This is a genomic window from Gillisella taibaishanensis (genome assembly GCF_001938985.1).
In the GTDB taxonomy this organism is placed as follows: domain Bacteria; phylum Pseudomonadota; class Alphaproteobacteria; order Rhizobiales; family Rhizobiaceae; genus Allorhizobium; species Allorhizobium taibaishanense.
Genome location: NZ_MKIN01000014.1, coordinates 1 through 14,889, shown reverse-complemented (window position 1 = coordinate 14,889; position 14,889 = coordinate 1). Strand labels below are relative to the sequence as shown.

General features: G+C 58.0%; 18 protein-coding genes. 15 read left to right on the top strand and 3 right to left on the bottom strand.

The annotated features are described in order from the left end of the window. Positions 1-24 precede the first annotated feature (24 nt). The 3 genes from fliN to motA form a co-directional block, all read right to left on the bottom strand. Entirely contained in the window at positions 25-639 is a 615-nt protein-coding gene (fliN, locus tag BJF91_RS00290) for a flagellar motor switch protein FliN (RefSeq protein ID WP_075612496.1), read from the bottom strand. Positions 640-702: 63 nt separating this feature from the next. After that, positions 703-1,656, bottom strand: a complete 954-nt coding sequence (locus BJF91_RS00285) for a FliM/FliN family flagellar motor switch protein (RefSeq protein ID WP_184412899.1) — start codon at positions 1,654-1,656, stop codon at positions 703-705. Next, positions 1,653-2,531 carry a flagellar motor stator protein MotA gene (motA, locus tag BJF91_RS00280; protein WP_075612494.1) on the bottom strand — a complete coding sequence of 293 codons (879 nt, stop codon included), beginning with the start codon at positions 2,529-2,531 and terminating at the stop codon, positions 1,653-1,655. Before motA ends, BJF91_RS00285 begins: the two co-directional genes overlap by 4 nt. Before the next feature lie 386 nt (positions 2,532-2,917). Between motA and flgF the strand changes: the two genes are divergently transcribed. From flgF to BJF91_RS00205, 15 genes are all read left to right on the top strand, one after another. Then, positions 2,918-3,652 (top strand): flagellar basal-body rod protein FlgF, encoded by a 735-nt coding sequence (gene flgF, locus BJF91_RS00275; RefSeq protein ID WP_075612493.1) that lies wholly within the window; start codon positions 2,918-2,920, stop codon positions 3,650-3,652. A gap of 372 nt (positions 3,653-4,024) precedes the next feature. Continuing rightward, positions 4,025-5,365, top strand: coding sequence for a flagellar protein export ATPase FliI (gene fliI / locus BJF91_RS00270; protein ID WP_139310545.1), 1,341 nt, complete (start codon positions 4,025-4,027; stop codon positions 5,363-5,365). Then, a complete protein-coding gene (locus BJF91_RS00265) occupies positions 5,349-5,921 on the top strand; it encodes a flagellar protein (RefSeq protein WP_075612492.1) in 573 nt (190 codons plus the stop codon). Before fliI ends, BJF91_RS00265 begins: the two co-directional genes overlap by 17 nt. 305 nt (positions 5,922-6,226) lie before the next feature. Then, on the top strand, positions 6,227-6,619 hold the full coding sequence (gene flgB, locus BJF91_RS00260) for a flagellar basal body rod protein FlgB (protein WP_075612491.1): 393 nt from the start codon (positions 6,227-6,229) through the stop codon (positions 6,617-6,619). 3 nt (positions 6,620-6,622) lie between these two features. After that, positions 6,623-7,060 carry a flagellar basal body rod protein FlgC gene (gene flgC / locus BJF91_RS00255; protein WP_075612490.1) on the top strand — a complete coding sequence of 146 codons (438 nt, stop codon included), beginning with the start codon at positions 6,623-6,625 and terminating at the stop codon, positions 7,058-7,060. Continuing rightward, positions 7,057-7,440, top strand: coding sequence for a flagellar hook-basal body complex protein FliE (locus tag BJF91_RS00250; RefSeq protein ID WP_075612489.1), 384 nt, complete (start codon positions 7,057-7,059; stop codon positions 7,438-7,440). The genes flgC and BJF91_RS00250 overlap by 4 nt, the downstream gene beginning before the upstream one ends. A gap of 18 nt (positions 7,441-7,458) precedes the next feature. Further along, a complete protein-coding gene (flgG, locus tag BJF91_RS00245) occupies positions 7,459-8,250 on the top strand; it encodes a flagellar basal-body rod protein FlgG (protein ID WP_075612488.1) in 792 nt (263 codons plus the stop codon). A gap of 17 nt (positions 8,251-8,267) precedes the next feature. Beyond that, entirely contained in the window at positions 8,268-8,747 is a 480-nt protein-coding gene (gene flgA / locus BJF91_RS00240; RefSeq protein ID WP_075612487.1) for a flagellar basal body P-ring formation chaperone FlgA, read from the top strand. After that, complete coding sequence (locus tag BJF91_RS00235) at positions 8,744-9,859, top strand: flagellar basal body P-ring protein FlgI (protein WP_075612486.1); 1,116 nt, start codon at positions 8,744-8,746, stop codon at positions 9,857-9,859. Before flgA ends, BJF91_RS00235 begins: the two co-directional genes overlap by 4 nt. Further along, entirely contained in the window at positions 9,856-10,410 is a 555-nt protein-coding gene (locus BJF91_RS00230; protein ID WP_075612485.1) for a MotE family protein, read from the top strand. Before BJF91_RS00235 ends, BJF91_RS00230 begins: the two co-directional genes overlap by 4 nt. Next, positions 10,407-11,120 carry a flagellar basal body L-ring protein FlgH gene (gene flgH / locus BJF91_RS00225; protein ID WP_075612484.1) on the top strand — a complete coding sequence of 238 codons (714 nt, stop codon included), beginning with the start codon at positions 10,407-10,409 and terminating at the stop codon, positions 11,118-11,120. The genes BJF91_RS00230 and flgH overlap by 4 nt, the downstream gene beginning before the upstream one ends. Before the next feature lie 176 nt (positions 11,121-11,296). Further along, the gene (locus BJF91_RS00220) at positions 11,297-11,824 is read left to right on the top strand and encodes a flagellar basal body-associated FliL family protein (protein ID WP_075612483.1); all 528 of its coding nucleotides are present in this window, start codon (positions 11,297-11,299) and stop codon (positions 11,822-11,824) included. Continuing rightward, positions 11,821-12,558: a flagellar type III secretion system pore protein FliP gene (fliP, locus tag BJF91_RS00215; RefSeq protein ID WP_075612482.1), complete on the top strand. Its 738-nt coding sequence runs from the start codon at positions 11,821-11,823 to the stop codon at positions 12,556-12,558. Before BJF91_RS00220 ends, fliP begins: the two co-directional genes overlap by 4 nt. Positions 12,559-12,836: 278 nt before the next feature. Next, the gene (locus tag BJF91_RS00210) at positions 12,837-13,796 is read left to right on the top strand and encodes a flagellin N-terminal helical domain-containing protein (protein WP_075612481.1); all 960 of its coding nucleotides are present in this window, start codon (positions 12,837-12,839) and stop codon (positions 13,794-13,796) included. A gap of 298 nt (positions 13,797-14,094) precedes the next feature. Continuing rightward, positions 14,095-14,889 (top strand): flagellin N-terminal helical domain-containing protein (locus BJF91_RS00205; protein WP_234801496.1); only part of this gene is annotated, 795 nt, incomplete at its 3' end.

Genomic DNA, 14,889 nt, shown 5'->3' with positions numbered 1-14,889 from the left:
TTCCTCTCTGGCCCGTTCATGGGGTCAGGACGTCTTGGTGCTCATAACTTCGATCAATTTCACACCGAATCGCGTGTCGTCATTTTCGAGAACTGTAATCTCTCCGCGAGCAATCCGTCGACCATTTACCATGATCTCCACAGGCTCGCCGATCTTTTTATCCAGAGCGATGATGGCTCCTTCTTCGAGATTCATCAAGCCGGAGACCGGCATACGGCTGGAGCCGAGCACGATCTGGACATCGATCGGGATATCCATGATCAGGTCAAGGTTGGAATCGAGCGCGCTGCCGGGACCCTGCTGGCTAGGGCTTGCCGAGAAGCCACCGCCGGCGCTGGAGCCGCCGAAATCGCCGCCTCCAAAATCACCGCCACCGAAGTCGCTGCCGCCGAAATCACTCGCCGGCTCTGCCGTTGCGCCGCCGCCGAAGTCGCTATCGAAATCGGAGAGGCCGCCGGCCTCCGCGCCGAAATCGCCAAGGTCGGGGCCGCCGAAGTCGGCGCCGATATCGGGGAGACCGCCGTCGCTATCGGTTTTCAAAACCCCACGCAGATCGTCGATCGCCTGATCGAGATCGGCATCGCCAACCGGCATTGCCAGGGCATCATCTTCGGTCACAGGTGTTTTTTTCGTAGCCATGCAAATACTATTCCCGTTGAAACTTGCCTCAACCTGCAGTCTTGGGCGCTGCAGGCAAAATCGTCACGTCATGAGGTGGCGTAGAAGCTCGCTATCCGAACTGTGCATCGACTTGACCCTGACGGTATAGTTCTCACCGGCCCGGCCGAATTCGCAGGTGTAGAGATCCTGGCCGTTGGCGCTGACGTCGACCATGACTTCCTCTTTGTCGAAAAAGGGAATGACGTCGCCGGGCGCCAGCTTCGAAACGGTCAGCAGGCTCAAGGATTGCAGGCGGATACGGCCTTCGAGCGTGACCTGGCTCTTGCGAACCTGCTCGGCCAGCTGATCTGCCCATTCCTTGCGCGCCTTTGAGACTTGGTTCTTCGATTTAGGCGCTGTGACGCTGGTTCTCAGCAGGGTTTTCTGCGGAATGATCAGCGCGAATTCGGAGGTGACCTTGCCAAGCTTGATGCTCATGTGGACCAGGGCACCAAATTCGTCCTGCTGATCGGCATCGGCCTTCGATCGGTCTTCCCAATTGTGCGGGCGCTCGAACATCGGTTCGAAGCCGCCTGGCGCATTGACGCCAGAGCGCAGCACATTGGCGATCCGTTCGAAGACCACCACGGCGAGATCGAGTTCGATATTCGATAGCGGACGCTTGATCGGCTCGGCAATAAATTCCGGCATGGCGCCCAGCAGCCGTTCCATCAGGGTAATGACGAAACCGTTGCCGCAGGCCATCACGAAATTCGGCGACCAATTGCGCAACGAGGTATCGGCCAGCACAAAATTATCGCCGAGGCTGGCGATCAGATCGCGCATCAGGCCGCTTTTGAAACCGAGATAGCCGACTTCAATGGTCAGGTTGGTCTCGCTATGAAACACATCAGGCAGGAACTCGCCGTAGAGATGGCCGAAATCCTGGCAGAGCTTCTCGACGGTTTTCATGTCGCCGAGACCGCCCGTCAGACGGGCGAGAAGAGCAGGGTCCATTGGCTTGATGTCGGTTTGGCTGGTCTCGCTCATGGTTATGCCGCCTTCTCGCTACCGCCGCCGCCGGGATTCATCATTTCCTGCTCGACGGCGTCGATCGACGGACGCTCGTAGGAGGAAATCGTCTTGCGGCCATATTCCAGGGCAACCTGAGGCACCGAACCGTTCATGTAGGCAAGCAGGGTCTGCTTGACGATAATGTAAAGGCGGTGCTGCTTGGTGCGTACGATCTTGATCTGCGACGTAATCGGGTTGACGACGCAATAGGAAAGCAGAATGCCGAGCATGGTGCCGACCAGTGCTGCGCCGATCAACTCTCCCAGTACCTGTGGGGGCTCGTTGATATAGCTCAAGGCCTTGATAACGCCGAGAACAGCCGCGACGATACCGATGGCCGGGAAGCTGTCGCCCACCGCAACGATTGCATGATAAGGCTTCATCTTGTCGTGCAGGATGGTGTTGATTTCTTCATCCATCAGCGCCTCGATCTCATGGCTGCGGGCATTGCCGATGATGATCAGGCGCACATAGTCGCAGATGAAAGAGGTCAATTCCCGGTTCTTCAGCAGGTTCGGCGCAGTCTGGAAGATCGACGATTCGTCTGGATTGTCGATATGGGCTTCGATCTCGTTGCGCGACTTGGTGCGCAGATCGCGCATCAACGAATAGAGCACGCCGAGCACGTCGAGATAATTGCGCTCCTTCGGTACCTTGTGGCCGAAGGCTTCACCGATCGCCTTGCCGGAATCCTTCACCACTTTCATGGTGTTGGCCATGATGAACGTGCCGACGCCAGCGCCGCCGATAACCAGCAGTTCGTACGGCTGGAACAGGCGTTCGACCGGACCATGCTCCGCCATGAAGCCGCCGATAATGCTGCCGATGATAATAACGAATCCGATGATGATAATCATTTAGCGCCTGCATTTCGCACGTTTCTCTTGCATGCAATCGATAGGCAGCCTGCCTTGCGTGAGGCTGATGGTTTAGGCATCGGGATATTTGACGCGGCTTCCGGGATGGATTCCTCCGGTTGATAAATAGCCTCTGCCGCCAAAGCTGCGTGTTCCGCCGTCGCGGGTCAATCCTTTTGCGCCAGACAGTTTCGCGCAAGCATTCCCGCGCATGAATAGGGTCAATGAACGGTAAACCACGTTCCATGATGGAAGGCGAGCAACCGTGACGGACCGCAAAACACACGCTGTGACCCGAGGCAGAATGAACCTGCTGACGGCAATGGTGGCGGAGACGTCAGGCCTGCTGGTCTTGGTTACAAACTCAAGGCTTGGAGGTCACTCTTATGCAATCCGGCATGTATGTATCCCTGTCGTCCCAGCGCGCTCTCGATAAGCGCCTGACCACCATCGCCGACAATATGGCGAATGTGAACACGGTCGGCTTTCGCGGCACGGAAGTGAAATTCGACGAGGTTGTCAGCCGCACGGGCAATGACTTGAACGCCAAGGTCGCTTTCGTCTCCCAGGGCAATGACTATCTCAACACCCAGACCGGCGAAATGCAGGAAAGCGGCAATCCTTTGGACTTTGCCGTCAAGGGCGATGCATGGTTCAGCATCGACACGCCGGCCGGCCAGGCGCTGACCCGCGACGGGCGTTTCACCATGACATCCACCGGCCAGCTCGTCTCCGTGCGCGGTTATCCGGTGCTCGATTCCGCCGGCGGCCCGATCCAGCTCGACCCCAACGGCGGCGAGCCAAGTGTCGGCAGCGATGGAAAGATCTCCCAGAACGGTCGACAGATCAGCCAGATCGGCCTGTTTACCGCCGATGTCGGCAAAGGCTACCTGCGCTACGACAACAGCGGCGTCATCACCACCGATAAGCCTCAGCCCGTCGTCGACAACGCCACCATCGGCGTCATGCAGGGCTATGTCGAGCAGTCCAACGTCAACGGCATCAGCCAGATGACTCAGCTCATCCAGGTCAGCCGCGCATTCGAGAGCATTTCCAACTCGATGAGCCAGACCGAAAACAGCCTGAGCGAGACGATCAAGACGCTGGGCGGCAGCAAGTGATGGTAATTGGATGACATCCCGATGATGACCGAGATCCACCCGGACGAGCCCCTGCCAGACGAGGCACTCCTAGATCAGACTTTGCCTGACGAGACCCCGTCAACGGGGACCGCGCAAAGCGATCTTGGCACTGGCGAGATCGAGTCAGATGGGATTGCTTCAGGTGCGCCCGTCGCTGACGAGATCGTTTCGGGTGAGCCTGCCCTTGATGCGCTTTCCTTGGACGTTACGGCGTCGGATGAGCCTCTGCCGGAAGGGGCTCTTGCAGAAGAGCTCACGTCGGATGAGACGGCAACCACCGAACCGGTCGAAGACGAGCCGCCTTTTGCGCCCCTCAACCTGCGGATCGAAAAAAGCGCTACGCTGGAAGCCATGGCAGCGCTTGCCAAGCGCTATGCCTCACCGGACTATTCCGTTGCTCATGGTGGCCACGTCCGCACCATCGCGGCCGGCCACTATACGGTAACGGGGCTGTCACGGCATCTGCATCTAGGCGACTTCGTTGCACATCGCAGCGCCACCGGCATTCACCTTGGCGAAGTCGTCCGTGTCGAGCCGGAACTTGCCTATGTCTGTCCCATCGAGCCGGGCGAGCCGATCGCCATCGGCGATACCGTCATCCGCAAGGGCGCCTTCCGGGTTGCCGCTCAGGACGAGTGGTGCGGTCGCACGTTGAACGCGCTTGGCGATCCCATCGACGGACTTGGCCCTGTTATGCCGGGTCTCGTACGTCGTTCGATTGCCAATACCGCGCCATCGTCCATGGGGCGCCAGCGGGTGGAGCATGGCTTCCGCACCGGGGTGAAGGCGGTCGATATTTTCTCGCCTCTTTGTCTTGGCCAGCGCCTCGGCATTTTCGCGGGCTCCGGCGTCGGCAAGTCGACGCTCCTGTCGATGCTTGCCAAGGCGGATGCCTTCGACAAGGTGGTGATTGCACTCGTCGGCGAACGCGGTCGAGAAGTGCGCGAATTCATTGAAGATACCTTGGGCGACAACATGGCCAAGACCGTGGCCATCGTCGCGACCAGCGACGAAAGCCCGATGCTGCGCAAGATGGCGCCGTTGACCGCCATTACCATCGCCGAACATTTCCGCGACCAGGGCGACAACGTCCTGTTCATCGCAGATAGTATCACACGTTTTGCCCATGCCATCCGCGAGGTTGCCACGGCAGCCGGCGAGCCGCCCATCGCGCGCGGCTTCCCGGCCTCGGTCTTTACCGAACTGCCCAAGCTTCTGGAGCGTGCCGGGCCGGGCGAGGAGGGAACGGGAACGATCACCGCGATCATCTCGATCCTCGTCGATGGCGACAATCACAACGACCCGATTGCCGACTGTACACGCGGCATTCTCGACGGCCATATCGTGCTCGACCGTAGCCTGGCTGACGAAGGTCGCTATCCGCCGATTAACCCGTTGTCGTCGATTTCGCGTCTGGCGCGCAAGGCTTGGACTCCCGATCAGGAAAAGCTGGTTTCGCGCTTGAAAACGCTGATCCACCGCTTCGAGGAAACCCGGGACCTGCGGCTGATCGGCGGCTACCGCGCCGGCAGCGATCCTGACCTCGACATGGCGATCAAGCAGGTGCCGATCCTCTACGAAGTCTTGAAGCAAACACCCTCCGACCTACCGGTCGATGATGCCTATGCGGACCTGGCCCATGCGCTGAAAGCCGCCAATAGTCCTGGAAACGCCAATGCAAGAAGAGCATGATCCTTTAGACACAACCGCTGACGAAACGGTCGCACCACGACGGAGCCGGCGGTCGTCATCTACGACCGTGGACCGCGTCCTGGCTGGGGCCGGGGTCGTGCTCGCCTGCAGCGCGGCAATGTTCCCCTGGTACGTGTTTTTCAACCCGGACAAGTTCGGCATTCGCGTGTCGCCGATGGACCAGACACGCGACCTGCCGCAGGTCGATGCACGCAACGTGTTCAGCGTGTCGCCGATGGCCTTGGTGTCTCGGGAAAAGCGCGAACAGAAGATACCTGACGATCTCGATCCCTTGCCGACAGCAACGACATCGGATGCCGGACGCAAAGGTCCGGACGAGACACCGGCAAAGCCAGTGCAGCCTTTCCCCGGTGGTGAGGGTTTCCGGCTGCTGCATGTCTCCAACGGTCGCGCTATGATCGAGGATGCCTCCGGCCTGTTCATGGTGAAGATCGGCTCTGTCCTGCCCGACAACAGCCGGGTGGCGACATTGGAACAGCGCAACGGCAAATGGGTGATCATCACCACGACCGGTGCGGTCTACGAAAACGAGTAGAACGTTTCCAGCAAAAGCGCGTAGCGGTTTTGCATCCGGGATTGTTCAAAGGCAAAAACCGGACAGCCTTCATCCTGCAAGCTCCAGACACCTGACAACGCCGCGTTTTCGCGGCGTTTTTCTGTCTTTGCCGCCCTAATGCCAACAGCGGGTCTTTGTCCGAAAATCATTCAAAAAATGACAATTATTTCAAATATTTAATCTGTTTGTTAATCAAAGTTTACAATTGTCGAAAAGCTACGATTTGCGTCAGTCCCACGCAAGATTACCGGCCTAATCTCCAGAGTGTAATTGGAGAAGAACCTATGGAACCGATTCAGCTTTTCAGTCTGGCATCCCGGCAAGCCGAATGGCTTTCGCTGCGTCAGGAGGTGATTGCCGGAAACATAGCCAATGCCAATACACCGAAATTCATGGCGAAGGACATTACGCCCTTCAGTGCCATCATGGCGGCAGGCCAGTTCGGCATGGCGCGTACTAATCCAAACCATTTGGCAGCCAGTGATCTCAATACCGATCTGGATGTCGATGTGCGTGAGGCTCCGCTCAATGGTGAGATCGGCGTCCAGGTCTCGGGCAACTCGGTGGCTCTTGCCGACGAGATGACCAAGATGGGTGAGATCCAGCGGCAGCACTCTCTCAACACCAACCTCGTCAGTAGTTTCAATCGCATGATGCTGATGACTGTAAAGGGGTAAACCATGGATTCCGTCACCGCGACAGATCCTCTCTCCTCGGCCCTGAAAATTGCCGGCAGCGGACTGGATGTACAGTCTACCCGGCTCAGGATCGTTTCGGAAAATATTGCCAACGCCCAGAGCACCGGCGACACGCCCGGTGCCAATCCCTATCGGCGCAAGACCGTGACCTTCGGATCGGAAGTCGACCGTGCCTCGGGCGCCAACATCGTCAAGGTCAAGAAGCTTGGCTACGACAAGTCGAATTTCACGGAAAGCTATGATCCCAGTAATCCGGCTGCGGACACCAAGGGCTACGTGAAGATGCCTAACGTCAACGTGCTGATCGAAATGGCCGACATGCGCGAAGCCAACCGCACTTATGAGGCCAATCTGCAGTCCGTCAAACAGACGCGCGACCTCATTACCACGACCCTCGACCTGTTGAAGAGCTCACAATGATCGATTCCATCAGCAAGACCAGCTCTCTCATCCCATCGGGGATGACCGATAACGTCAGCGAATCCACCTCGAGCGCATCGCTCGGTGGGATCACCTCGCCTTTCGCCGTTCAACCGAACCAGGGCCTTTCCGCACAGAACGCGACACCCGGTATGGCAACCGGCATGAGCTTTGCCGATATGGTCGGCGGCATGATGAATGACGCGGCGCAGAGCCTGAAGACGGCCGAAAGCAATTCGATCGGCGGCATGCTCGGCAAGGTCAGCACCCGCGAAGTGGTCGATTCCGTCATGTCGGCGCAGAAGTCGCTGCAGACGGCGATCGCTCTGCGCGACAAGATCGTCACCGCTTTCCTCGACGTCACGAAAATGCAGATTTAACCTCAGGGACCGCAGCACATGAGAGCTCTCGCAATTGCCGCCACCGGCATGAATGCCCAGCAGACCAACCTCGAGGTCATTTCCAACAACATCGCCAACATCAATACGACCGGCTTCAAGAAGTCGCGGGCTGAATTCTCCGACTTGCTTTACCAGAGCGAAAAGGCTGTTGGCGTCGCAAACCGCGCCAACCAGTCGGCGGTGCCGGAAGGCGCCAATATCGGTCTCGGTGTCCAGACGGCGGCCGTGCGCACGCTCAACCAGCAGGGCGAGCTGACGCAGACTTCTAACGAGCTCGACATGGCAATCGTCGGTCGCGGTTATATCCAGGTGCAGAGCCCCGATGGCAACAGCACCTTCTATACCCGTGCCGGTGCCCTCAATAAGGACTCGAACGGCAATCTGGTGACGACGGAAGGATACAAGATTATCCCGAACATCACCATTCCGACCGATGCGACCGAAGTGAAGATCAGCGAAAGCGGCGAAATCTCTGTCCTGCAGGGCTCGTCCTCCACTTATACGACGCTCGGCCAGCTGGAACTGTCGGCCTTCGTCAATCCGGCCGGCCTCAAGGCCATCGGCGACAACCTGTTTCAGGAAACCGCATCTTCCGGCACGCCGATCAACGGTGTACCCGGCGATGCAGGCTACGGCTACCTGAAGCAGGGCTATCTGGAATCCTCCAACGTCGACTCGGTCGCTGAAATCACCAGCCTGATTTCCGCCCAGCGCGCCTACGAGATGAATTCCAAGGTCATCACCACCGCCGACGAAATGGCGCAGATCGTCAGCAAGAACCTGAAGTAACCACCGAAAGGGCAAACATGATGTTTCGCCGTATCAAGAGAATGTTCACAATGACAGGGGTGGCCGCCACGGTCCTGGCGGTCTTCGCCGCCACCTCTTCCATGGCCGGCGATCGCTATGCGGTTGTTCCGACGGACACCATCTATCCCGGCGAAGCGATCCCTTCCAGCAAGCTGGACCGCGTTCAGGTGAACAATCCGAACCTGGCCGGGGGCTTTGCCTCTGATATCTCGGAAGTGGTGGGCATGCTGTCCACCAAGACCTTGCTTCCCGGTCGTACGATCCCGCTCGCCACGCTGAAGCGTCCCTACGCGGTGATCAGAGGCTCGCAGCTGCGGCTGGTCTTCAACATCGGCAATCTCACCATATCCGCGGCGGGCAGCCCGATGGACGATGCCAATATCGGTGACGTCATTCGCGTCCGCAATCTCGATTCCGGCCAGATCGTCAGTGGAACGGTCATGGGCGACGGCACAGTGCAGGTGATGGCAAAATGACGATGCGGGCTCTGCTCATTTCTTTTCTTGCCAGCTTGTTGCTGGTGTCTGCCGGTCCGGCCCTGTCACAGGGATCGCGTATCAAGGATGTGGCCTCGCTGCAGGCCGGCCGGGACAACCAGTTGATCGGTTACGGTCTGGTCGTCGGCTTGCAGGGCACGGGCGACAGCCTGCGGTCCTCGCCGTTCACGGATCAATCCATGCGCGCCATGCTGCAAAATCTCGGTATTTCCACGCAGGGCGGCCAATCCTCGGCGAAGAATGTCGCCGCTGTCATGGTTACCGCCAATCTTCCACCCTTCAGCAGCCCCGGCAGCCGCATCGATGCGACCGTTAGTTCGCTCGGCGATGCCTCGTCGTTGCGCGGCGGAACGCTGGTCATGACTTCGCTATCGGGGGCCGATGGCCAGATCTACGCCGTGGCCCAAGGCTCCGTCGTCGTTTCCGGCTTTACGGCACAGGGGCAGGCGGCCTCGGTTACCGAAGGCGTTACCACATCGGGCCGTGTCCCGAATGGCGCAATCATCGAGCGCGAATTGCCCTCCAAGTTCAAGGATTCGGTCAATCTCGTGCTGCAATTGCGCAATCCGGACTTTTCGACGGCGCTTGGCATGGCGCGACGGATCAACAGCTACGCCGCCAGCACTTATGGCGCACCGATCGCCGAGGCGCGCGATAGCCAGGAAGTCATCGTGCAGAAGCCACGGACCGCCGATCTGGCGCAGCTGATGGCCGATATCGAAAATCTGGTCGTAGAAACCGATACCCCTGCCAAGGTTGTGATCAACGAGCGTACCGGCACTATCGTTATCGGTGCTGACGTGCGGGTCTCGAAGGTCGCGGTCAGCTACGGCACGCTGACGGTGCAGGTCAACGAGACGCCACAGGTCGTGCAGCCGCAGCCCTTTTCCAATGGCACGACGGCTATGCAGCCGCAGACGGATATTTCGGCCCAGAAGACGGGCGACAAGGTTGCGATCGTCGATGGGCCTGATCTGCGCACGCTCGTGGCAGGGCTCAACAATATCGGCGTCAAGCCTGACGGTATCATCGCCATCTTGCAGGGCATCAAGTCGGCAGGGGCACTTCAAGCGGAGCTCGTCCTACAATGAGATCTCTGGTTTCCTATGCAAAGCATGCCGTGGAAAGCCGCTCCGGCCTCGGTGTCCTGGTTCTGGCTGTTGGTATTGTGGCCACCTCGGTTCTGCCGGGCAGCGCCCAGCAGGCGGCGCCCGCGCGGCCATCTGCCATGTCGAGTGCCGACGAAATCCAGCGCTTCTGCACCAATATTGCCGATCCGGCTCGCGACCAGCGCTACCTGCTGCAGAAGCAGGATCTGGAAAAGCTGCAGGCCGACGTCAACGACCGCATTGCCGTCCTGGAAAAGCGCAAGAGCGAGTATCAGGACTGGCTGGCGCGTCGTAACGACTTCCTCCAGAAGGCGGAGGCCGGTCTGACCGACGTCTACAAGAACATGAAACCCGATGCCGCTGCTCCGCAGCTGGAAAAGGTCAATCCGCTTCTGGCGGCAGCAATCATCATGAAGCTGCCTGCCAAGCAATCCAGTTTGATTCTCAGTGAAATGGATCCTGCAAAGGCCGCGATCGTCGCCGGCATCATGTCCAACGCCGCTGACCCCACTACCTCGAAGGAACCGACATGATTAAGCGTAGCGCCGTGGTCCTTATGGCCTTGGTCCTGACGGGCTGTGGCAACAAGACATTGGAAGAAGTCGGCAATGCCCCGGCGATGAGCCCGGTCGGCAGCGGTCTGCGCTACAATCAGGCGCCGCAGCTTGCCAGCTATCCCAAGCAAGCCAAGGCAGTCAGCAATGGCTATTCGCTTTGGAGCGACAGTCAGGCGGCCCTGTTCAAGGATTCTCGCGCTATCAATGTCGGCGACTTGTTGACGGTCAACATTTCGATTGCTGACAAGGCGAAGTTCAAGAACGACACGTCGCGCAGCCGCAAGAATTCGACCTCGCTGACCTGGTCGTCTGTCATCAACCTGTTCGGCATTACGCCGCCGGATGCAAAGGGCGATCTTAGCACCGATAGCAATTCCAGCTCCGACGGCAAGGGCTCCGTCGACCGGTCGGAAACCTTGACGCTGATGGTGGCTGCTGTCGTGACCAGCATTCTTGAAAATGGTAACCTGCTGATCAGCGGCTCGCAGGAAGTGCGGGTCAATCATGAGGTCCGCATCCTCAACGTTGCCGGTATCGTGCGGCCGCAGGATGTCGACGCCAAAAACACCATTTCATATGAGAAAATCGCCGAGGCGCGCATTTCCTACGGCGGCAAGGGCCGTCTGACCGAAGTGCAGCAGCCGCCGGTCGGCCAGCAGGTGGTCGATATGTTCTCGCCGTTCTGACGAACAGCGACACATCTCGCGTTTGTCCGGGAAAGCGGAACCCGGTTTACCCAGAGACAAACGGCACGAAGACGAACAAGAGACTGTCAGGTCAATCAGAACCTGACATCCCTACTGACGAGACACGGCCCTCGGATCCCCCGATCCGGGGATGATGCCGCAGGATGGAGACGACAATGGCAGATGTACCGGCCCTGGAAGGCCCGCAGAAAAAAGCCTCTCCCATTTTGCTGATTGCCGCTCTTGCCGGCCTTACCGTTGTAGGCGGCGGCGCAGGCTGGCTCGTCGGCACTATGGTTGCGCCCGCGGTCAAGGTTGCCAAGGAGCAGCAAAAGGCAGCCGAGGAAAAGAAGGGCGAGGGCGAGGGTAAGAGCAAGGACGGCAAGGCCGACGAGGGCCTGCCGAAAATGCCGGCTGAGGCCGCAGGCATCATCCAGCTCGATCCTGTGACCACCAATCTCGCGTACCCTTCCGAGAGTTGGGTGAGGCTGGAAGTCGCGCTGGTGTTCAACGGTGCCGTCGATACCAAGCTTGCCGAGGATATCCATCAGGATTTGATGGCCTATATGCGCACGGTATCACTGCAGCAGATCGAGGGCCCCCGTGGTTTCGATTATTTGAAGGACGATCTCAAGGAGCGAGTTGACGTTCGGTCGGAAGGCCGGGTATCGAAGGTCTTGTTTAGGACCTTTGTCATCGAATGATTCGACTCCTTATCCTGATTGCCGCGATGATAGCGGTCCCGGAACTGGCTCAGGCGCAGCAGCTTCCGACTAATTTCCTGACAGCGCCGGTCGATGGTTCGGTGGCTTCCTGGATTATCAGGACCTTCGGTCTGCTGACGGTTCTGTCCGTCGCGCCTGGCATCCTGATCATGGTCACGAGCTTTCCGCGCTTCGTGATCGCCTTTTCGATTCTCCGCTCCGGCATGGGCCTGTCCAGCACGCCCTCCAACATGATCCTGACCAGTCTCGCACTGTTCATGACCTTCTATGTCATGACGCCGGTCATGGACCAGGCCTGGCGCGACGGCGTGCGCCCGTTGCTCGACAACCAGATCACCGAAGCGCAGGCCATTCCCCGGATCGCCGAGCCCTTCCGTGGCTTCATGTCCAACAATACCCGGGACAAAGACCTCAAGCTGTTCGTCGATCTCGCTGTCGAAAGAGGGCAGACTGCGGTCGTGGATGGCAAGGTCGATTACCGGGTACTGATCCCGGCCTTCATGCTCTCGGAAATCCGCCGTGGCTTTGAAATCGGCTTCCTGATCATCCTGCCCTTCCTGGTCATCGATATGATCGTCTCGACCATCACCATGGCCATGGGCATGATGATGCTGCCGCCGACCTCGATTTCCCTGCCTTTCAAGATCCTGTTTTTCGTCCTCATCGACGGCTGGAACCTGCTTGTCAGCAGCCTGGTACGATCCTTTTCCTGATCGACCCTAAAAAGATCCGGCTCTATGAGGCGGGCTTCAATAGATAAGTAACCATAACATGATCAGTATAAGGATTGCCGCCGCCTTTGGGCGGTTTTGGCGCGTTTAAGACATTCTTCACTATTCCTGTTGAGTCAACCTTAAAGACGAGCGTGGTTATGTGCCTTTCAGAGGCGAGTTAAACCAACTCCAGTTAATTGACATGATGTCGATCGCTTCTGCCGGTATTTAGTCCGGCATGTCCCTCTTTGTATTGTGTAACCACAGGGACAGATCTCATGACAAGCATCATGACCAACACTTCGGCCCTCTCGGCCCTTTCTACGCTGCGCTCCATCAGCTCTCAGATGGACACGACCCAGAGCCGGATTTCTTCCGGTTACAAGGTCAAGGACGCTTCGGACAACGCCGCCTATTGGTCGATTGCCACCACGATGCGTTCCGACAACAAGGCCATGTCGGCTGTTCAGGACGCGCTCGGCATGGGCGCCGCCAAGGCAGACACCGCCTATACCGGTATGGACTCGGCGATTTCGGTTGTTTCCGATATCAAGGCCAAGCTGGTTGCTGCCCGCGAACCCGGCGTTGACAAGGAAAAGATCAACAAGGAACTGACCGAACTGAAGAACCAGCTGGGTTCGGTTGCAAAGTCGGCATCCTTCAACGGCGAGAACTGGCTCTACGACTCGAGCGAGACCGCCGGCACGACCCAGGAAATGGTCGGCTCTTTCGTTCGCGGCTCAGACGGCAACGTCTCGGTCAAGACGATCACCTTCGACACCACCAACTCGATGCTGATCAACGATGCCGCCGCTGCCGGTGGCCTGTTGACCAAGGATACGGTTGCGACCTACGCCTATGGCACGACGACCTCGTCTGCGACCTACTATCTGATCTCCTCGGCCAAGGGCGATGCGACCAGCAAGGAAGTCACTCTGACCTCCAGCTCGTCTAATGACGAGATTGACGGCATGGTTGCATCTGTCGACAAGATGCTGACCAGCATGACCGATGCCGCTGCAACGGTCGGTGCAACGAAGAGCCGTATCGAATCGCAGTCGAGCTTCGCGAAGGATCTCAGCGACACAATCGAAACCGGTATCGGCAAGCTCGTCGATGCGGACATGAATGAGGAATCGACCAAGCTGAAGGCCCTGCAGACCCAGCAGCAGCTCGGCATTCAGGCCTTGTCCATCGCCAACTCCAGCACTGAAAACGTACTGTCTCTCTTCCGCTGATATTTCGTTCAGCGCAAACCTAAATGGAGGCCGGGCATTTGCCCGGCCTTTTTTAATTTTCAGTTAAATTAACAATGTATTAACCAAGTAAATTCGGACTTCTTTGAGTTAAATTAATTTAATATATTGATTTTAGTAAAAAATTAACTATGCCGCATCTAAATGGACCTATCGAAAGCGGCAGGTTAACCTGTTAATGGATTGTTAATCGCATGAAGCGAGCCGCATTTCCCCGGGGAATAGCCCGGAATGTCCCTTCCAATAGTTCTTCAAAGGGGCAAGGCCTATGACAAGTATTATGACGAACACTGCTGCGACCGCAGCCCTTTCCACCCTGCGCACGATCAGCTCCGACATGGAGATGACGCAGAGCCGGATCTCTTCCGGTTACAAGGTTGAAAACGCTTCCGACAACGCAGCTTACTGGTCGATCGCCACGACCATGCGCTCCGACAACAAGGCGCTCGGCGCCGTTCAGGATGCTATCGGTCTTGGCGCTGCCAAGACGGACACTGCCTATACCGGCATGGAATCGGCCATTTCGGTTGTTTCCGATATCAAGGCCAAGCTGGTTGCTGCCCGCGAACCCGGCGTTGATAAAGAAAAGATCAACAAGGAAGTAACCGAACTGAAGAACCAGTTGGCATCTGTTGCCAAGTCCGCATCCTTTAACGGCGAAAACTGGCTCTACGACTCGAGCGAACTCGCTGGTACGACCCAGGAAATGGTCGGCTCCTTCGTCCGTGGTGCCGATGGCAATGTCTCGATCAAGACGATCACCTTCGACACCACGAACTCTATGCTGATCAACGATGCGGCTGCTGCCGGTGGTCTGTTGACCAAGGACACGGTTGCGACCTATGCCTATGGCACGACGACCTCGTCTGCGACCTACTACCTGATCTCGTCTGCCATCGGCGATGCGACCAGCAAGGAAGTCACTCTGACCTCGTCCACGACGTCTGACGAGATTGACGGCATGGTTGCATCTGTCGACAAGATGCTGACGCAGATGACCGATGCCGCTGCAACGGTCGGTGCGACGACTTCGCGTCTGAAGTTGCAGGACAGCTTCATCAAGGACCTGAGCGAC